Origin of the sequence: Paenibacillus xylanilyticus, assembly GCF_047246825.1 — a bacterium.
Lineage (GTDB): Bacteria > Bacillota > Bacilli > Paenibacillales > Paenibacillaceae > Paenibacillus > Paenibacillus xylanilyticus_B.
The window spans coordinates 414,931-434,737 of sequence record NZ_JBFOLB010000003.1 but is presented as its reverse complement, the minus strand read 5'-3'; the positions used below and the strand labels follow the sequence as shown (position 1 = coordinate 434,737).

General features: G+C 49.6%; 16 protein-coding genes. 15 read left to right on the top strand and 1 reads right to left on the bottom strand.

What is annotated here, in order from left to right; genetic code table 11:
* Positions 1-13: 13 nt before the first annotated feature.
* The 15 genes from AB3N00_RS21270 to AB3N00_RS21200 all read left to right on the top strand — a co-directional run bounded on the left by AB3N00_RS21270 (position 14) and on the right by AB3N00_RS21200 (position 18,348).
* Positions 14-880 carry a carbohydrate ABC transporter permease gene (locus AB3N00_RS21270; RefSeq protein WP_379383787.1) on the top strand — a complete coding sequence of 289 codons (867 nt, stop codon included), beginning with the start codon at positions 14-16 and terminating at the stop codon, positions 878-880.
* The gene (locus AB3N00_RS21265) at positions 880-1,707 is read left to right on the top strand and encodes a carbohydrate ABC transporter permease (RefSeq protein WP_413036371.1); all 828 of its coding nucleotides are present in this window, start codon (positions 880-882) and stop codon (positions 1,705-1,707) included. The genes AB3N00_RS21270 and AB3N00_RS21265 overlap by 1 nt, the downstream gene beginning before the upstream one ends.
* A 257-nt stretch (positions 1,708-1,964) precedes the next feature.
* On the top strand, positions 1,965-3,752 hold the full coding sequence (locus AB3N00_RS21260) for a cache domain-containing sensor histidine kinase (protein WP_413036370.1): 1,788 nt from the start codon (positions 1,965-1,967) through the stop codon (positions 3,750-3,752).
* A complete protein-coding gene (locus AB3N00_RS21255) occupies positions 3,742-4,530 on the top strand; it encodes a response regulator (protein ID WP_413036369.1) in 789 nt (262 codons plus the stop codon). The genes AB3N00_RS21260 and AB3N00_RS21255 overlap by 11 nt, the downstream gene beginning before the upstream one ends.
* 125 nt (positions 4,531-4,655) lie before the next feature.
* Positions 4,656-5,987 carry an extracellular solute-binding protein gene (locus AB3N00_RS21250; RefSeq protein ID WP_413036368.1) on the top strand — a complete coding sequence of 444 codons (1,332 nt, stop codon included), beginning with the start codon at positions 4,656-4,658 and terminating at the stop codon, positions 5,985-5,987.
* A gap of 56 nt (positions 5,988-6,043) precedes the next feature.
* Complete coding sequence (locus tag AB3N00_RS21245) at positions 6,044-6,925, top strand: carbohydrate ABC transporter permease (RefSeq protein ID WP_175396853.1); 882 nt, start codon at positions 6,044-6,046, stop codon at positions 6,923-6,925.
* Positions 6,926-6,980: 55 nt separating this feature from the next.
* A complete protein-coding gene (locus AB3N00_RS21240) occupies positions 6,981-7,844 on the top strand; it encodes a carbohydrate ABC transporter permease (protein ID WP_413036605.1) in 864 nt (287 codons plus the stop codon).
* A gap of 280 nt (positions 7,845-8,124) precedes the next feature.
* A complete protein-coding gene (locus tag AB3N00_RS21235) occupies positions 8,125-9,534 on the top strand; it encodes an MATE family efflux transporter (protein ID WP_413036367.1) in 1,410 nt (469 codons plus the stop codon).
* A 276-nt stretch (positions 9,535-9,810) separates the two neighbouring features.
* On the top strand, positions 9,811-10,689 hold the full coding sequence (locus AB3N00_RS21230; protein ID WP_413036604.1) for a helix-turn-helix transcriptional regulator: 879 nt from the start codon (positions 9,811-9,813) through the stop codon (positions 10,687-10,689).
* Positions 10,690-10,929: 240 nt separating this feature from the next.
* Positions 10,930-11,640 (top strand): response regulator transcription factor, encoded by a 711-nt coding sequence (locus AB3N00_RS21225; protein ID WP_413036366.1) that lies wholly within the window; start codon positions 10,930-10,932, stop codon positions 11,638-11,640.
* Complete coding sequence (locus AB3N00_RS21220) at positions 11,637-13,142, top strand: ATP-binding protein (protein ID WP_413036365.1); 1,506 nt, start codon at positions 11,637-11,639, stop codon at positions 13,140-13,142. The genes AB3N00_RS21225 and AB3N00_RS21220 overlap by 4 nt, the downstream gene beginning before the upstream one ends.
* A gap of 59 nt (positions 13,143-13,201) precedes the next feature.
* On the top strand, positions 13,202-14,308 hold the full coding sequence (locus tag AB3N00_RS21215; protein WP_413036364.1) for a hypothetical protein: 1,107 nt from the start codon (positions 13,202-13,204) through the stop codon (positions 14,306-14,308).
* 135 nt (positions 14,309-14,443) lie between these two features.
* Positions 14,444-15,352: a LysR family transcriptional regulator gene (locus AB3N00_RS21210; RefSeq protein WP_413036363.1), complete on the top strand. Its 909-nt coding sequence runs from the start codon at positions 14,444-14,446 to the stop codon at positions 15,350-15,352.
* Between the two features lie 373 nt (positions 15,353-15,725).
* A complete protein-coding gene (locus AB3N00_RS21205; protein ID WP_413036362.1) occupies positions 15,726-16,919 on the top strand; it encodes a M20 family metallopeptidase in 1,194 nt (397 codons plus the stop codon).
* Between the two features lie 4 nt (positions 16,920-16,923).
* Positions 16,924-18,348: a YfcC family protein gene (locus tag AB3N00_RS21200; protein ID WP_413036361.1), complete on the top strand. Its 1,425-nt coding sequence runs from the start codon at positions 16,924-16,926 to the stop codon at positions 18,346-18,348.
* 102 nt (positions 18,349-18,450) lie between these two features.
* On the opposite strand, the gene AB3N00_RS21195 is transcribed toward AB3N00_RS21200, so the two are convergent.
* Positions 18,451-19,807, bottom strand: a 1,357-nt coding sequence (locus AB3N00_RS21195) for an S-layer homology domain-containing protein (protein ID WP_413036360.1), incomplete at its 5' end; no start/stop codon positions are given.

Below are 19,807 nucleotides of genomic sequence, written 5' to 3'. Positions count from 1 at the left end.
AGGAGGATGGAGTATGAACAAACGTATCGCACCCTATTACTGGATGACGGTTCCGGCGGTGATATTGTTCTTCGTATTTATGACGCTGCCGGCTCTCCAGGGAATTTATTATTCCTTTACGAACTACAACGGTTTCGGGAAAGGTTATGATTTTGTTGGCTTCAAAAACTATTTCAATCTGTTTCAGGATGACAATGTGGGCAATGCCTACTGGTTTACGTTCAAGTTTGCGATTGTGGTGACGATCCTGACGAATATTCTGAGCCTGCTCATCGCACTCGGGCTGAATGCCAAGATCAAGTTCCGCAACTTTTTCCGGGGCATTTACTTCCTGCCGAATATCCTGAGTGTATTGATTGTAGGTTACATATTTAACTACCTGTTCTCCAACGTATTTCCGATCTGGGGACAAAACTTGGGAATCAACGCCTTATCGACCAACATCCTCGGTAGCGAAAGTTTGGCTTGGATCGGGATCGTTATCGTGGCGGTTTGGCAGTCTGTAGCCTTGAATACGATTCTGTATCTGGCGGGATTGCAAACGATACCAACGACGCTGTACGAGGCATCCAACCTCGACGGTGCGGGCAAATGGCGCGAATTCTGGAGCATCACGTTCCCGCTGATTGCCCCGTTCTTCACCATTAATATGGTGCTGGCCATGAAAAACTCCCTGATGGTCTTCGATCAGATCGTAGCCTTGACCAACGGGGGACCTGGCCGGGCGACGCAATCCATTTCCCACCTGATCTATACGGGTGGATTTGAAGGCGGCGAATATGCGTATCAATCTGCGAACTCGGTTATTTACTTCATCGTTATTGCGGTGATTTCGATTCTGCAAATCCGGTTCCTGCAAAGAAGGGAGATGGATCTGTAATGAGAAGCCGTATACGTACAAACTGGCTCGTTATGCTGCTCGTTGTTCTGGGTACTCTGTTTATCCTGTTCCCGCTCTATATGACGGTAACGATCGCCTTGAAAAATCCGGAGCAAATGGCTCAGTCAGTATTTGCCTTCCCGACTACGCTGCACTGGGAGAATTTCGCAAGCGCCATCGACATGACAAACTTCTTCCAATCGTTCCGTAACAGTGCCATCGTTACCGCATCTACCGTCATTTTGACACTGCTAAGTAACTCCATGGTTGCCTATGCGATCGCGCGCAATATGGAGAAACGGAAGTTTTTCAAAGGGCTGTACTACTACTTCGTCAGTGCGATGTTCATTCCGTTTCCGATCATCATGCTGCCGATTGTTAAACTGACGTCTTCGCTGGACATGACGAATCTGCTTGGCCTTACCTTATTACATACGGTGTATGGACTCGCCTTTAACGTATTCGTTTATGTTGGATATATCCGGTCCATTCCGGTGGCGCTGGAAGAAGCAGCTTTTGTGGATGGAGCGACAACCTGGGGAACGTTCTGGAAAATCATTTTCCCGCTCATGGCACCGATCAGTGCCACGGTTGGTATTCTGACATGTCTGTCTACTTACAACGACTTCCTCCTGCCGCTCATTATTATCAGTGACCCGGCGCAGTACACACTGCCACTGGTGCAATACGTCTTCCAGGGTCAATTCAATACCGACTTCAACCTGGCGTTTGCGTCGTACCTGCTGGCCTTGCTGCCGATGATTATCATCTATCTGTTTGCTCAGAAGTGGATCATTAACGGGGTGACCCAAGGTTCTGTTAAATGAATAAAGGGATATGACTATAGAGAGGCGGACCCTAAGAGGTCCTCCTCTCTTTTTTCATTTTAAGAAAGCATTCTGAACGATTCAAACGGATTGATTAACCCAGGAAACTGTGCTATTTTTTATTCGTTAGTTTAATCGATAAACAAAGAAAGTGAGCTATTTTTTTTGCAAGCGCTTTAATTAAATAAATGGAAGAATCCAGCATCGGTCGTACTCAGTCTCCAAGAGCAAGGGCGTAAGATGGTGGTTTCTTTTATATGCAGAAAGGAGAATTGGAGAAGTTGCAGGGGAAAACAGGGCGCTTTAACTCGCTTCGCAATCAGATCTTCGTCGGTTTCGTCTTGGTGATGCTCATCGTTCTGCTGCTCGCAGGTGTAACGGCCTATGACCGGGTGGCTGCGTTATTGAAGAGCAATGCCGAGAAACATATCCATCAGACCGCAGTACAGGCCAGTGGACGATTGGATGCGCTCATTGCACAAGTGAACTCCCTGACGGCTCAGGTCGCGGATGATTCGTACGTGCAGCGTCTGCTCAGTGACGAGAAGCGGGGCAAACCTGCCACCTTTAACCAACGCCAAGCACTGCTGCAGATTGCAGGCAGCTATCAATGTTTTATTAACGGGGCACAAAGTATGGAGATCTACACAACTGGATACAACCGTATTTTCCCGATGGATGACCGATCCCTGGATCTCCGAGTGGAGCGCAGCTGGATCACCCAAGCGGACGAAGGCAAAGGCAGATTAGTGTGGGCAGGCTCTGACCCTGAAGATCCGGGTGTCCTTCTCGCCATTCGTCGAATCAACCTGCTGGATCATGCCTTTGAACATGGGGGCTATGTTGTGGTGCGGATGCAGCGCAGTTTTTTTCAACTGAATGATTCGGATGAGACAGAGGGTTTGCAGGATTCCATCCTGTTGCTGGACGGAGATGGTGAAGTGGTGACTTCCAATCTGGAGATTAACCTTGATCCCGAGGCCATCATGGACAGTGGGTCCGTCGTTCAGAACGGAGAGGAATCCTATATCGTTGTCCGGCATAAGTCCGAGCTGACGGGATGGACACTTGCTGTGCTGACACCGCTAGGAGAAACGACCGAAGGCGTATCCATCCTGAGAACAGCCTTGCTCGTTTCGGGAATCATTGGCGTGGTGCTGTTTCTCGTGATGTCATTCTTTCTATCCACGATGATTACACGTCCGCTGATTCGGCTGATGCGGGCCATGCGCGGGGCACAGCCGGGGGCGATGAGACCCAATCTGATGGTCAGCTCCACGATGGAGATCAATGAACTGAATGACGTTTATAACCAGATGGTCTACAGACAGAACGAATTGACCCGGGTGGTGCATGAGAAGGAAGTCATGCAGTCCCGGGCCGAGCTGAAGGCGCTGCAATCCCAGATTAATCCCCATTTTCTATTCAATACGTTAGAGGCATTTTATTGGTCACTGGAGGAGAAGGGGGACGAGGAAATGTCACGTATGGTGGTAGCGATGTCCCGGCTGTTTCGCTACATCATCTCCAGTCCTCATCAGGATGAATGGGTCACGATAGCTGATGAGCTGGAGCACGCAGAGCGTTATTTGAAGATTATGCAGATGCGGTTGGGCGAGAGGATGCAGTGGGAGATCAGGCTGAGCGAGGAATTGCGCAGTGTACCCATCCCTAAGCTGCTCATACAGCCATTAGTGGAAAATGCGATACTGCACGGGATTGAAAGTACGTTAAGACCGGGAAAGGTGGAGATCTGTGTTGAACCTTCCTCGGCAGAAGGTCCGGTACGCGTCGAGGTTCGCGATAATGGGCCGGGCATGGATGAGGGGCGTCTCCAATCCATCCAGTACGCTCTGGATGGTGGTCCCGCTATGTCCGGCAAAGGAACCGGAGTGGGACTGCTCAACGTGCATCGCCGGCTGAAAGTTTATTTTGGCAGCCAACTGGGTGACTCAGCCAAACTTGTAGTGGAGAGCGAAGAGGGGATAGGAACAGTCATAAGTTTTGAAATTCCGAGGGAAACGGGGGCTGCACATGATTCATGAGAAAACGATTCTGATTGTGGATGACGAGCCGCGCACGAGAGAAGGCATTCGCAAGACGCTGGAGGGATGGTCTGCGGGAAGGAATCAGATCCAGACAGCCGCAAGTGGTGTTGAAGCCAGGGAATGGCTCGCCAGCCAGCCTGCAGACCTCCTAATCACCGATGTACGCATGCCGGAGTTCTCAGGCTTGTCGCTGGTGGAGGCCATTCAGGAGTTTCCCATCAAACCGGCTGTCCTCATTATGTCGGGGTATGCGGACTTTAATTATGTCCATCAGGCGATCAAGCTCGGTGTGGTCGATTATCTGCTCAAGCCGATTGATAAAGAGCAGCTCCTTCAAACGGTACAGAAGGCACTGCTTGTCAGTGAACAACAGCGGCGTATTCAAACAATGCAGAAGATGGTTGATCCCAAGCTGATCGATGTCAGGGAGCGAAGGGAACAGCGCGGGGATACGCCGATTGGCGAAGCTTTGGCTTACATTGAAGCACATCTCGGGGAGAACATGACCATGCGTGAAATTGCCGATTCCCTGCATCTGAATTCCAGTTATTTCAGCGTACTGTTCAAGGAGCAGGTCGGGCTGAATTTCAGTGAATATCTGACGCGCAAACGGATCCAGCGAGCGAAGGAATTGCTGGTGCAGACCGCCCTGCCGATCTCGGAGGTAGCCGAGCGAGTCGGATACCAGACGGATAAATATTTTATCAAGGTATTCAAAAGTCTGGAGGGGCTTAGTCCCAGCAAATACCGTCATTCTGTCCATGAAAAGAACTAACAAATACACCTTAAAATAGTGGAGTTTTTCCAAATCATCCTGGTCTTATGGAGTGATTGTGCCCATGCTACAATTTTGTTAAAGCGGTTACATTAACCGAAAAACCACTATTGGGGGCTGGAATTATGAGCAAAAAAACGCTGGCAATGCTTCTGTCATGGACGCTGGTTCTCGCTGTCATTTTATCGGGGTGCAATAATGCGGGTTCTGGTGGAAACGGTGAATCCGGTGGTAATGCTAGTGGCAGCGGCGCTGACGGAAAGGTGACCCTGAAATTTATGCACCTCTGGCCAGCCGGCAGTTCTGCACAGCAGAACAAACTGGTCAACGATATTATCCAGCAGTATCAGACGGATAATCCAAATGTAACCATCAAGCAGGAAGTGCTGGAGAATGAACAATACAAGAACAAACTGAAAATCCTGTCCGCATCCAATGAACTTCCTGATGTAGGGGTAACCTGGGCCGCGGGATTTCTGGAACCCTATGTCAAGGGTAATCTGTTCGCACCACTCGATGATCTGCTGAATGGATCGCTGGGCGAGAAGTTTATTGCCGGAACGACAGAAGCTTATGCTGTAGAAGGTAAAACGTATGCACTCCCGATCGAACTGAACATCTCACCCATTTATTATAACAAAGCTATTTTTGCCAAATATAATTTGCAGCCGCCAGCCACATACGATGAATTCCTGAATGTGCTGAACACGCTGACCGAGAACGGCGAAGTGCCAATCGCACTGGGGAACAAAGATCGTTGGACCGGCTCACTCTGGTACATGTATCTGGCAAATCGCTTAGGCGGCGATGCGCTGGAAAAGGCAATTAGCGGATCCGGCAAGTTTGACGACCCTGCTCTGACACAGGCTGCTGCAGAAGTACAGAAGCTCGTGGATATGAACGCCTTTAACAAAGGCTTTAACGGGCTGTCCAACGATGAGGGGAAATCTGAATTCATGAATGAAAAGGCAGCCATGTATTTAATGGGTACTTGGGAATTGCCGAACTTTACAACCAACCCGGACATTCCGCAGGAATTTAAGGATAAGATCGGATTCTTCAAGTTCCCGACGATGGAAGGCGGAAAGAGTGATATTAATAGTTGGGTAGGCGGACCGGGCGTAGGTCTGTTCGTGGCCCAGAACTCCAAAGTGAAGGACGAAGCACAGAAGTTTGTGCAGTATTTTGTGGAAAAATGGGGCGAAAGCTCCGTGACCGAAGCAGGGGTCATTCCGGCGACCAAAGTCGATACAGCTGCAGTACAGCTGCCTCAGCTCTATATCGATCTGCTGAACGAGTTGAATCAGGCGAGCAGCCTGACACTCTTTGCAGACGTTCAGATGAAACCGGCAGCAGCTCAGGCCCATCTGGATATGATTCAGGCGTTGTTTGGCAAAGCCGTGACACCGGAGGACTTTGTGAAAAATCATCAGGCAGCGATTGATAAAGGCAACTGATGTACCCCTCACTTACCCCACTTGGATGCTTGATTGCTTGAAGGGAGGTTCATGTTTTGAACAGAGTCATGTCAAACCGTCTGGTTGCTGCGTTGTACGTGCTTCCTGGACTGCTTCTGCTGCTGGTCTTAATCTACATCCCGATTGTACTCACTGGGTATTATGGCTTGATGCAATGGGATGGGATTGGTGCAATGACATTTATTGGATTGGATAATTACAGCAGGCTGCTTCAGGACGGAACGTTCTGGCAGAGTGCGAATCATACTTTTTTACTGGCCTTGTTCTCCGCGCTGAGCCTCATCGGCTATCTGATGATTGCTTTGGTGCTGTCGGGCAAGATCAAGGGCGCAAATCTGTTTCGAAAGATATATCTGATTCCGATGCTGCTGTCTTCGGTCGCTATCGCCCAGTTATGGTTGAAAATCTATCATCCCAGCAACGGTGTACTGAACACGTTTCTGGAAGCGATAGGATTAAGTAATCCGCCAGCCTGGCTGGCGGAGCCATCGCTCGTGCTGTATGCGCTGTTTGTACCAATTCTGTGGCAGTACGCGGGCTTCTATATTCTGATCTATTATGCAGCACTGAAAAATATCCCGGAGTCGCTGGTCGAGGCCGCCCGGATTGACGGCGCAAATCCGTGGCAGATTGCGTTCCGCATCAAGCTGCCGCTGATTACGGAAGTGATCAAGGTAACCATTGTGCTGGCTGTAGTGGGCTCACTCAAGTATTTTGACCTCATCTACGTCATGACGGATGGAGGCCCGAACGGCTCCAGCGAAGTGATGGCCTCCTACATGTATCGTCAGGCGTTTCGTAGCTTTGACTTTGGGTACGGCAGTGCTGTGGGCTTCTTCCTGCTCCTGATCTGCCTGGTCGTTACATGGCTGCTCCGCAAGGTGACAGCCTCCAAAGAACCAATTCAGTATTCCTGACGCGATGTAAAATGAAAGGAGGTTCATTTCGGTGAAGACAGACACGGCTGTTCGGCTGCCAGTCCATCCGGAGACAGGCCCAGGCTCGGCATTGCTGAGAAGATTCGGGTATGTCCTGCTGTATGTGCTCCTGTCCCTGGTGGCTTTGCTTCAAATATTGCCATTAGTCTGGCTGCTGCTATTCTCGCTCAAAAATAATCAGGAAGTATTCGACATGGCGCCTTTTGCGCTCCCGGCTACGCCGCGCTGGGAGAACTATGTCAAGGTATGGACAGAAGGCAATATCAGCTTATACTTTTTCAACAGTGTATGGATTACGGTGGTTTCAGTGGTGTTCACGGTTCTGTTTGCCAGTTTGGTGACCTTCGCTATCACACGTATGCATTGGAAGGGGCGTTCACTGGTGTTGGGGCTGTTCATGGTGGGGCTGATGATTCCTGTGCACTCCACACTGATCCCGCTGTTCAGCCTGTTTCTGAAGCTGAATCTCACGGATCATCCCCTATCGGTTATCCTGTCTTACATTGCATTCAATATGCCGATTACGATTATGATTCTGCTCGGATTCTATTATACCCTTCCCAGAGAGGTGGAGGAGGCGGCGGTCATGGATGGTTGCTCGGTGCATCGGATTTTCTTCCAGATTGTGCTGCCGATGACGGCTTCCGTACTTGCTACGACAGCAATCATCAACATGATTTATGACTGGAATGAGTTTATTTTCGTCAATACGTTTATCAGTACGGATGCTTACAAGACCTTAACCGTTGGGGTGCAAAACTTCATCGGACAGTACACAACCGATTGGGGGGCTATCGGTGCAACGCTGATGATCAGCATTCTGCCAATCCTGATAGCGTTTCTGGTCCTGAGTAATCGAATTGTAGAGGGGATTGCTGCGGGGTCTGTCAAAGGTTAAGTCGTACAGACCCGGTGCTTCACTGCATCATACGCGTTCTCTGAGATTGAAGACCCTTTCACCTCTCCTTCCGGAGAGCGATGAAAGGGTTTTTGTTAGGTTTGTTTCGTCGTCCATAACCTCTACGAGGCGCACGGAGGACGATTTAATGAAAACGGTGAAAATACCTTTTTATGGGATTTCAAAAATTTTTCAATTATTTTCGCAAAACTACTGCATTTTCAAACCACCTGTGCTAACATACCCTATGAAATCAAGCCCACGTTGGAAAGGTGAGAAAATGACAGCAATATCCTCGACCAAAGAGTCCCTCCGTTCAGATGCCAAGGATCTGAAGCTCATTCGGCTGACCTGGCCTATTTTCCTGGAACTCTTCTTGTTTATGTTGATGGGGAGCGTAGATACGCTCATGCTTAGCTCGGTATCGGATAATGCCGTCTCCGGGGTGGGCGCGGCCAACCAGATTATCTCGATTGCCATTCTTGTACTCGAAGTCATTGGACATGGTGCTGCGATTGTTGTAGCCCAATATATCGGTTCGAAAAAGCTGACAGAAGCAGCTCAGGTTACAGGTAATGCCATCACACTTAATCTTGTGGTCGGATTAATCCTGAGTGTGATCTTCCTGGTGTTTGGCGGACATTTGTTGTCGCTTTTAAATATACAAGGTGAAATTTACGATTATGCTCGTTCGTATATAAGCATTGTCGGGGGCGGGATTTTCCTGCAGGCCCTCATTAATGCGCTGGCTGCAACCATTCGTACACACGGGTATACCAAGGAAACCATGTACGTATCCGTGTTTATGAATGTCATTCACGTTATTGGTAACTATGCCCTGATCTTTGGACATTTCGGCCTGCCGAAGCTGGGTGTGGAAGGGGCAGCGATCTCGACGGTGGGAAGCCGTTTCATCTGCCTGCTGATCTTCTTCTGGCTTTTGTACCGTGTGAGTGAGGTTCGGGTAGAATTCGGTTATTACATTAAACTGTCCAAAAATTTTATCGGCAAAATCCTGCGAATCGGCATTCCGTCTGCGATGGAATCCATGGTGTATCATTCCTGCCAGCTCGTATTTACATTGTACGTGACCTATCTGGGTGCGGAAGCCATGGCGACCAAGCAATATGCGGGCAATATCTCCAGCTATATTTATCTGTTCAGCATGGCGATTGGAATGGGAACGTCCATCATTGTTGGCCGTCTTGTGGGGGCACGCCGCAAAGATGATGCGTACAAACGTGTATTCGACAGTGTAAAATGGGCCCTGCTGGCCACCGTGATCATTGACGTGATCATTATTATTTTCCGCGTGCCATTAATGAGCATTTTTACGGATAACCCGGAGATTATCAGGCTGGGTGCTCAGGTACTCCTGCTCAGTCTTCTGCTCGAAACCGGACGTACCTGCAACATTGTCATTATCGGTTCCCTGCGTGCGGCAGGGGATGCCAAGTTCCCGGTATATATGGGACTGATCTCCATGGTGTGCATGAGTCTGCCGCTTGGGTATCTTCTAGTATTTAAGCTTCATCTGGGGCTGGCCGGGGTTTGGCTCGCGATTGCGGCGGACGAATGGACACGTGCGGTCATTATGTACTTCCGCTGGAAGAGCCGGGCGTGGGAAAAACATGAACTGGTGGAGCATGATGAGGATGAGGTTGGTGCACAGCCGGTTCCGGCCGTCTGATCTCGTTAGCCTGCGGTAAGGGGTTGTTGGAGTTTGAATAAAAGCATCTGTTGCTGGAAGGTTGTGCATGCAGCTCTGAGGAGTCATACACCTTCTTCAGCCGCAATACCCGAGAAGAGTCGGTTAAGGACGATGTTGTCCCTAATCCGGCTCTTTGTTGTTTCCAGGGAGTGCGGATTCTTAGTTTAGCAAAATTGATCAAAACGGTTTCATGCCCATCCCGTATAGTATGGATATGGAAGGGGGCGTTACTTCATTTTGAACCGCTACAGCGCAATGATTCAGCAGAGTTTGTATTTTATAGAGACACACCTGGATGAGGATATCGGGCTTGAAGAAGTGGCATCCGAGGCGTTGCTGTCGCCCTACCACTACCATCGGGTTTTCCGCAATGAAGTTGGCATGACGGTGGTGGATTATATTCGGAATCGCCGGATGAGTTATGCGTCCACTGCACTTCGTTCCACTGATGCAGGTATTCTGGACATCTCTCTGGCATGCGGATTTGAGAGTCAGGAAGCATTCACCCGTGCCTTTCGCAAAATATATGGTATGCCACCGGGGCGTTTTCGCAAATTATTCGATCTGAAGGTATTCGATCAAAAAACCAGAGGAGGAGAATTACAGATGAATTCTGCAACAGCAATCAAAGGCTGGATGTTAACCGGAAGCCACCCGCAAAACTATGAGATGGGCATTGACCCTGCCGAAGTTCATCAAGGGAAGGCCTCGGGGTATCTAAAGGCCGTTACACCAATGGAGCCGAATGAGTTTGCCACGATGATGCAGCAGTTCAAGGCGGACAAGTATGTGGGCAAACGAATGAAATTATCCGGATTCGTGAAGACCGAACGTGTTGATGGGTTCTGTGGGTTATGGATGCGCGTGGATAACAATGCACAGGATGTGCTTCAGTTTGATAACATGCACGACCGGCCGATCACGGGCACACAGCCATGGAATCAGTACAGCATCGTACTGGATGTGCCAGAGGACAGTGCCGTCATTTCATTCGGGGTCATTCTGAACGGCAAAGGTAAAGTGTGGGTGGACAGCTTCCGCTTCGAAGAGGTTGATCCAAACACACCGCTGACCCACATGGCGACGGAATATGAGATGGCGGATGAGCCGATGAACTTGTCATTTGAGGAATAGTTCATCATGTATTCATGCTATAACCTGAATTTAATGAAATATCGAGTCATGGGTCGATCCAATAGCGGATTGGCTCTTTTTGTCGTGTACGGGTATAAACAAAGTGGGGCGAAGTCCAAGCTGAGAGGATACAGGCTTTCTTGCAAGATTGTATCGTCCTCCATGGATTATCCGGCCAGACCTTGTTAACATAGATCCAGGAATAAGGAACTTATGACATCAATAAAGAGGATGAATCCGATGAATAAAAAAGTGCTTGTGGTAGATGACGAATCAAGCATCGTCAGTGCCATTGCTTATGCGCTCCGGCGCGAAGGATATGAAGTGGAGACAGCCAATGATGGCGAGGAAGCGCTGGTCAAGGTGGCGTCATTTCACCCACAGGTAATGATTCTCGATGTGATGATGCCGAGGCTCGATGGATACGGCGTATGCCGCAGACTGGAGGACCGCGATGATATCGGGATTATTTTGCTGACCGTAAAAAATGACATCGTGGATAAGATTGTTGGCCTGGAAATGGGCGCAGATGATTATATGACCAAACCGTTTGAGATCCGGGAGCTGCTCGCCCGGGTGAAGGCGCTTATGCGGCGGGTGGAGAAGAGCAGCCCTCCAGCAGACGAGCAGAAGAGTCAGGCCATCGTAAATGGTGACTTGCGTATTCATGTGGCTCATCGAACGGTGACGGTAAAGGAAGAGAAGCTGGATCTGACCCCCAAAGAGTTTGACCTGCTTACCATCCTGATGTCCAATCCGGAGCGGGTGTACACACGGGATGATCTGCTGGATCGGGTGTGGGGCATGGAATACGCGGGAGGCACACGGACGGTGGACATCCATATTCAGCGCTTGCGCAAAAAAATCGGTGATACGGATCAGCAAAAGCTGCAGACCGTCTATGGCATTGGCTACAAGGCGTCAGCCCCTGAACCAGGCGGTCCGGCATGAGAGTCAGCATCAAGCTGAAATTCAGCGTATTTCTGGCTGCATTGCTCATTTTGACTGTTGTGGTGCTCAGTTCCCTCGTGCTGCGAGGCATCGAACGCAATCAGCAATCACAGATTGAGGGCATTTTGTCCCAGCAGACACGTCTGGTCAATTTGAATGTGCGTCAATCCTACTACACCGAAGCCGTTCGGCTGGAGACGGATGCCTTTCTGAAGCAAAATGGCCGCAGGCTTGCACAGGAACTCGCGAACTCCACGGGTTTGCCGATTGCTCTCTATGACATGACTGGGAAACAGGTGGGCTCGTCCATTACACCGGGGGAGAGTCTGGAATTCCAGGAGACGCTGAACTATGCACTGCAAAATAAAATTGCCTACCATGAACAGGGCGACACCCTGCTATATGCAGCACCGCTGGACGGTCCGGATGGTCAGATGGGTGCGATCTGGATGCAGTACCCGGTTCAGAGCTACCATGAATTTTATGCGCGTATACTACAGTTGTTCATATGGGCGGGGATTGCCGTCGTTGCATTGAGCTTTATTCTCGGGTATCTGTTCTATAATCGGTTCGCAGTCGCTATTACCAAGCTGAAGAAATCGGCCGATTCCATTCGGGAAGGCGAGTATATTACCGAATCTCCTGTAAAACGCAAAGATGAACTGGGAGAATTGGGGCAAGGCATTTATTACATGAGCACATCGATTCAGCAAAATATTACAGACATGCATGCAGAGCAGCAGAAGCTGCAGCTGGCCATTGAGAAGCTGCAGGCACTGGAACAGCAGCAGAAACAATATATCGGCAACATCAGCCATGAATTCAAAACGCCGCTCACCTCAATCAAGGCATATGTGGAGCTGCTCGACATGTACCGGGATGACCCTCAGCTGCTTGAGGATGCCTCCAGCAACATTGGCAAGGAAACGGAGCGGTTGTACGAGATGGTCGAGAAGGTGCTGCATTTGTCAGCACTGGAGAAGTACGACTTCGAGAATCAGGCGGAGGATGTAGAGGTGGGTGCGCTGCTGGAGGATGCATGCGGGCGCATGCGAGGCAAAGCCGAGAAGTTTGCACTACGCATGGAGCTGGACATCCAGCCTGCTGTCATCCGCAGTGACCGGGAGAGTCTCATGCATATTTTCATCAACCTGCTGGATAATGCGATCAAGTATAACGTGCCTAGCGGTGTCATTCGGGTACAGAGCGGACAGCGGCCACAGACGCGTGAAGTTGTGATCCGCATCTTCAATTCGGGTATGCCGATTCCGGAAGAGGCAAGAGAGAAGATCTTTGAACCTTTTTACACGGTCAACAAGGACAGGGCGAGAAAAACAGGCGGAACCGGACTCGGTCTGTCGCTTGTGAAGCAATTTGTAGAGAAGCAGGGCGGGACGATCACACTGCTGCCCGGGGATATGAACAATGAGGAAGGAACAACGTTCCAGCTTGTTCTCCCGCTCGCTGATTCAAGTTTACAAGTTGGAAACAAGTCTGAATAACTTTGGAAGTATGGCATGTGTATGCTTGGTCTATAGCAGAGAAATCAGGGGGGACCATGATGAATTGGAAACAGGCAGCATTGGGTGCATTGGGAGCGTTAGCTCTCTTGTCGGCAGCGGCTTGCGGGGGAAGCACTGAACCGGAAGGGAATGCTGGAAGTGGGAAAACGGGTACGGATATTACGGTAAAAGACAATCCTAATACATCGGTGTACCAGAGTTTCAAACTGGAGAAAATCGATAAATTGCCCAATATGCGCGGTGTAGCCTGGCTAAGTGATGACTGGATCGTATCGGACAAGGAAAACACGTCGATGAAACCCGTCACGGTTGAAGGCCAGGAGAGATACCCGCATAACTTATATATGTATGACCTGACAAAAGGAACAGATACACCGCTTAAGGAGAGCGAAGTCAGTCTGGGCTCACCGCTCGTCTCACCGGATGGTCAGCATCTATTCTACCGGGAGCCCGAGGAATCGACGGGTAGAGGGTTCTTTCTGAATCTGCATAACGGGGAGACCGTCAAAGCAGGCAAGGAAGATGGTTTCGTTCAGGAAGGTGCATGGCTGGATAATGAGCATGTTGTTTTTCCGAATATGAAGGGTGACCTCGTCTCAGCCAGTGTGGACGGAACAACGAAAGTATTGGTGGAGACAGGCAATTTCAACGTGCGGAGCGTCAGGGTTTCGGGCAGTATGATCTACTATATTACCGGTGAAGACGGGCAGCTGAATGCATACGATACAACCACGGGTGATGTGAAGCAGGTGCTGAAAAGTGTCGAGTGGGTTATTCCGTCCAATGATGGGACCAGGCTGGCCATTGTGAAAAAAACAGCTGATACGAAACGGGCGCTGGTGCTTACCGATCTCGAAGGCAATGAGAAGGCGACACTTGCCAGAGGCACACAGATTTTCGGTACCAGTTGGTCCGGAGATGACTCAAAGATCGCTTATACGATCAACTCGGAGAGCGATGATGAGAAGGGATTGTTCGTTTCCAATACGGAGTCCACGGAACAATTCCAGATCTCGGCCGATATGGACAATGTCTCCGATCCTCTCGCCTGGAGTCCGGAAGGTAACAAGATCCTGCTGTCCCAAGCGTTGCTGCAGAATGAATCGTACCACTTTGTCACATCCGTTATCACGATCTCGGAGTAAATATCAGGATGAGCCTGGTCCCAGAAGGACACAGGCTTTTTCTTATGCTGATTGGTAAGTATTAAAGGAGAGACACGTTGTCAGGGCTGCAGTAAGTTATACTGGAGAGACGAGAAGTGAAGGAGGGGCAATGTCATGGATGAAAAGGACTGCCGTTTGCTGCTGAGCGTTTCCGAAGAAAGCAGTCTTACCCGTGCTGCGGAACGCATGTTTATGACTCAGCCGGCATTGACTTACCGTTTGCAGCAGCTGGAGAAGGAGTTCGGCGTACCGCTCATCGACAAATCGCTGAAAGGAGCGAGGTTTACACCTGAAGGTGAACATCTGGCGATCTACGCCCGAAAAATGCTGCGTGACCTCCATCAGGTGAAAGAGCAGCTCTCGAATATTCGCAATGAAGTCAAGGGAACACTGCGACTCGGGATCGCCAATCATTACTCATTGTACAAGCTTCCGCCGCTGTTAAAACAATTCAGGGAATTGTATCCTGAGGTGGAGTTTGCCGTAACCTGCGCACTGAGTGTAGAGGTGATTGAACTGTTAATGCGGGATGAAATTCAGGTGGGCGTCATTCGGGGAGAGCACCCTTGGTTTGAGTGCAAACATCTGCTGCACGATGAAGCGGTCTGTATTGTATCCCGGGAACCCATCGATCTGAATGAACTCCCCAAGCTGCCGCAGATTGCATTTCAGGAACCCGTGACCAAAGCAGGGGGAGCGGCTATAAGTCCGTTTCGTGAAGCAGTGGCCGCCTGGTGGTATGAACGCTATGATCGCTCGCCAGCGGTGTCGATGCGGGTAGATAGCTATGAGACCTGTAAGGAGATGGTGCGGTATGGACTTGGCTACGCCATTATCCCGGGGATCTTCGTCACGGATGCGGACAGGCTCCATCAGCAGGAGCTGATTCGACTGGACGGGCAGAGCGTGAGACGCAATACATGGCTTGTCTATAAGAAAAGTGTGCTGCAGCAAGCTACAGTGAACCGTTTTATCGATTTGATGAGAACGGAAGGGACTCAGACTGGATTGAACAGTAATTAGATGTAACCATCTCGGCGGCTGCATGCCATTATGCATAATTATTCGTGTTATTTGGATCATAAAGGCAGATTTTTGCGGGGCAGTATGATACGAATTCTATGTGAGTGCTTGTTTAAAGAGGGATGTACATACAGCTGAATGGCTCAAAAGACAACTCAGCAGTGAAGGTCAAATGACTGTTTATACTCACAAATCATGATATTCATATGTTAGTAATCGAAGACCCATAAAATTTTTTATGGGTCTTTCCTTAATTTTTTTGAATTTACTTATGGCATGGCCACACATACAATATATGAAATTCGCATTGTATATTTATTCGATTGAATTGAATATAGAAATAGGTTAGTTCGGAGAAAGGTGGCAAAACTTTATGAATCATGACCATGCTCATATGAAGCAAAAAATTAAGGAAGCTGTGGATCAGCTTGACCAACAACTAAGGGAGTTATCGCTTCGCATTCATGCCAATCCGGAGCTTAGTTTTAAGGAGGTCCAGGCACAGCAGTGGTTGACTGAACCGCTTGAAGCAGCAGGATTTCAGGTGGAGAAAGGGATTTCCGGTCTTCCAACCTCGTTTCGAGCTGTATGGGAAGGACCAACAGATGGTCCTACCATCGCTCTATTGGCCGAATATGATGCTCTGCCTCGCATTGGACATGCTTGCGGACACAATCTGATCGGAACTTCGGCAGTAGGTGCAGCGCTGGCTCTCAAGGAAGCCTGCCCTCAGTTGCCTGGACGGATCATCGTTCTGGGCACTCCAGCGGAGGAAGAGGGCGGCGGCAAGATCATCATGGTCAATGATGGTGTCTTCGACGGAATTGATGCCGTCATGATGTGTCATCCGCAGCAAAAGACGATGGTACTCCGGGGAGCACTGGCATGTGTAGATGCAACCTTTACGTTTCATGGCAAACAAGCGCATGCAGCCTCTTCTCCCGAAAAAGGGATCAGTGCGCTGGATGCACTGGTTAATGCCTATGCGGGTATTAACTCGCTTCGTCCTTATTTGAAGGATGACGTGCGGGTGAACGGAATTATCACCAAGGGCGGAGATGCTCCCAACGTTGTACCTGAACTGGCAGAGGCGGTATATATTATCCGGGCAAAAACAGTTGAGGAATTGAAGACAGTCATGGACAAAGTGTACCGGGTAGTACGCCATGCTGCCGAGGGTGTAGGTGCAACGGTAGATATTTCGGAAGGACTGATCTATGCCGAACGCAATAACAACAAGGCGCTGGCGAGTCTGTTTCAGCAGAATCTGGAGGACATGGGCATTGAAGTACATGATCCGCCGCAGACGGGTGGCGTGGGTTCATCGGACATTGGCAATGTGAGTCAGGTAACCGCAGCGATTCATCCGTATATCCGGTTGGGAGACGCAACGACCCATACCCCTGAGTTTGCCCGGCTTGCCGGAGAAGAAGAGGGGATGATCGAGATGAACCGTGCGGCCAAGGCACTTGCACTGACGGCGTATGACCTGTGTGTGGACAAGGCGGCATTGCAGCAGGTAAGGAACGAATTTGAAGATTGGAAACAACAGAAGGACGAGGGATGACCAATTGGAAAACATAACAAAACCACCACAACAACGACGCAAATGGTTCAAGATGCCGCATACCTTCGTCATCTTGTTTATTCTGGTGCTGGTCGCTACCGTACTGACCTACATTATTCCCGCGGGTGAATTCGACCGGGTTAAGGATGAGGCCACAGGCAAATCTCTGCTCGTCCCGGGTTCATATCATCATGTCGAGGCCAATCCGACAAGCCTGTGGGATATTCCCAAATCCATCGTCCGCGGGCTGGTTGATTCCGCTGACGTCGTATTTTTTATTTTCATCATTGGCGGGGCCTTTCAGATCATTACAAGTACGGGTACGATCGAAGCCCTCACTGGCAGGGTGGCGCGTTCATTCGCCAATAAGGGATTGTGGGTCATCCCAGTGTTTATCACTCTGTTCTCGGTCGGCGGGTTTACGATGGGCATGTCCACAGAGGTCATGGTATTCGTACCCATAGGTATCGCTATTGCCCGGGCACTGGGATATGACGCTCTAACGGGTACAGCGATGATTTCACTTGGCGCCTCCTGTGGTTTCACCGCTGGACTGCTGAATCCGTTCAATGTGGGGCTCGCTCAAGCCATTGCCGAAGTTCCGATCTTCTCCGGTATGTGGCTGCGTGCGATCATCCTGGTATGCTTGATTGCCATTACAAGTATCTATATCATGCGCTATGCTTCCCGGGTGAAATCGGACCCGACTCGCGGTTTGGTTCATGAACTGGAACAGGAGCAGGCGGGAGATACACCAGCCGTTGATTTGAACAAGCTGCCAACCATTCGCATCACACATATCCTTACGATTATTACGATTGTTGCCGGGTTTGCCCTATTGATCTGGGGCGTATCGAAGGAAGGGTGGTGGATGGAGGAGCTGGCGGCACTTTTCCTGAGCATGGGCGTCATTTCCGGTCTGGTTTCGGGTTTCGGACCGAGCCGTATTGCGAGTGAATTCGTCAAAGGAGCAAGCGGTATTGCTTACGGGGCCTTTATCATCGGTCTGGCCAGAGGGATCATGGTTGTTTTGGACCAGGGCAATGTTATCGATTCGGTTGTGTATGGGATGTCTACAGCGGTTGGTGAACTGCCGTCATCCGTTCAGGTGTTGGGCATGTACTTTTTCCAAAATATCATGAACGTGTTCATTACATCCGGTACAGGCATGGCGGTAACAACGATGCCGATCATGGTTCCGCTATCCGATCTGCTCGGCATTACCCGTCAGACAGCCGTACTGGCCTTCCAGTTCGGTGATGGCTTCACCAACATGATTCTGCCAACGTCTTCCGCATTGATGGGCAGTCTCGCCGTATCTGGCATTCCGTATCAGAAATGGGTCAAGTTTTTCTGGCCTCTGATGGTCATTTGGATTGCACTAGGCATTATTTTCATGCTGATTGCGAGTACCATTCAGTATTCCTAAATAAAGTAAAGAGCCTGTGTTCTGAGGCAGCTCCTCTCCAACTGTTATATACAGTTCGGAGAGGAGCTGCCAGAACACAGGCTCTTATTTATGGATTTAATTTTAATTTTGCATGCTCAGCAGTAACTTCACTGCTTCTGCACGTGTAGTATTATCTCTTGGAGCAAAGGTATTCAAACCTTTACCGTTCAACAACCCGGACTTTTGCATTTCAGCAACAGCTGCCTTGGCCCAAGCAGGAATCTGTTCATCGTCTCCAAAAGTGGAGCTGGTCCCCGATTCTGCCTTCAATTGCAAGGCGTTCGCTACCATTACGGCCATCTCGGCACGGGTTACGGCATCATTCGGACGGAAAGCACCGCCTGCGTCTCCCTGAATGAATCCTGCTTGCACAGCACGCGCTACAGCAGACTGTGCCCATGCTCCTATTTTGGAACGATCAGTAAAAGATAAAGTGGCTTCTGTGTACTCTGTTTTCAGTGTATTCATCAGCATCACCGTAAACTCTGCACGTGTAATGGACGCGTTTGGCTTGAATGATCCGTCCGCATACCCTTGCACGATGCCATCACGGACAGCTTGCTTAATGAGGTCTTCCGCCCAGTGACCCTCGACATCGTTTAACGCAATGTCTGCTGGGGTATTGGGTTGATTGACTGCGAATACAGCAAATTTGGTGAAATGGTCTACGTCCACCTGGATCTGGTTGCCATCCATAGAAGGTTCTCCCGCGGAGAGCCATTTCTTGTTTTGTTCATCAAAATAGAATAGTTCAGCCCGTTGATTGCTTCGCAAGCTTGATCCATCAAAGGCCATCTTCAATGTTACGGGTTTAATAAAATTCTGTGAGACATTTTTGAGCAGTTCATATACCGGGCTAAGCAGTTGTGTCTGATTGGTCAGCAGATCGGATGAATCTGCAATCTGATCGATGGTGATCTTCAGTTCCTGATTCATCGCCCCGGCAGGAACGGTTAACGTGATGCCGTTGCCCAAACTTACTTGCCCTGCCTGCCCCGCTGCCAGTGTTAAACGGCCATTAGTTGATGAATTCGTCGTGTTAGGTGGTGAAGGATTACCGCCCGACCCGTTGTTGCTCTGGCTGCCAGAGCCGCCGCTGCTGTTACCACCACTACCACCTGACGGTGGGGAAGTATTAACATTCCATTTGGCATATAAAGTTAGGTCGGCAGTAATCTCCGTTTGATCAAAGTTGAACTGTGTTTGCAGTTCAGAGTCTGTGTACCAGCCTGCAAACGTAAAGCCTGAACGGCTTGGCGAAACCGGAACTGACAGTTTCTTCCCATAATCAACAGCAACATCAGCTACTGCAGATCCTCCGAGAGTATTGAAGGAGACGGTGTATTGGTTTGCATTCCATTTCGCATACAAGGTGATATCGTCGGTTACGGTTGTGTTGTCAAAGTCAAAAGCCTGACTCAAACCCGAATCGGTATAC

Coding starts and splice junctions, on each gene's coding strand:
- AB3N00_RS21215 (WP_413036364.1), top strand. CDS start 13,202: ATGAATTGGAAACAGGCAGCATTGGGTGCATTGGGAGCGTTAGCTCTC.
- AB3N00_RS21235 (WP_413036367.1), top strand. CDS start 8,125: ATGACAGCAATATCCTCGACCAAAGAGTCCCTCCGTTCAGATGCCAAG.
- AB3N00_RS21255 (WP_413036369.1), top strand. CDS start 3,742: ATGATTCATGAGAAAACGATTCTGATTGTGGATGACGAGCCGCGCACG.
- AB3N00_RS21260 (WP_413036370.1), top strand. CDS start 1,965: ATGCAGAAAGGAGAATTGGAGAAGTTGCAGGGGAAAACAGGGCGCTTT.
- AB3N00_RS21270 (WP_379383787.1), top strand. CDS start 14: ATGAACAAACGTATCGCACCCTATTACTGGATGACGGTTCCGGCGGTG.
- AB3N00_RS21230 (WP_413036604.1), top strand. CDS start 9,811: ATGATTCAGCAGAGTTTGTATTTTATAGAGACACACCTGGATGAGGAT.
- AB3N00_RS21205 (WP_413036362.1), top strand. CDS start 15,726: ATGAATCATGACCATGCTCATATGAAGCAAAAAATTAAGGAAGCTGTG.
- AB3N00_RS21225 (WP_413036366.1), top strand. CDS start 10,930: ATGAATAAAAAAGTGCTTGTGGTAGATGACGAATCAAGCATCGTCAGT.
- AB3N00_RS21220 (WP_413036365.1), top strand. CDS start 11,637: ATGAGAGTCAGCATCAAGCTGAAATTCAGCGTATTTCTGGCTGCATTG.
- AB3N00_RS21250 (WP_413036368.1), top strand. CDS start 4,656: ATGAGCAAAAAAACGCTGGCAATGCTTCTGTCATGGACGCTGGTTCTC.
- AB3N00_RS21210 (WP_413036363.1), top strand. CDS start 14,444: ATGGATGAAAAGGACTGCCGTTTGCTGCTGAGCGTTTCCGAAGAAAGC.
- AB3N00_RS21265 (WP_413036371.1), top strand. CDS start 880: ATGAGAAGCCGTATACGTACAAACTGGCTCGTTATGCTGCTCGTTGTT.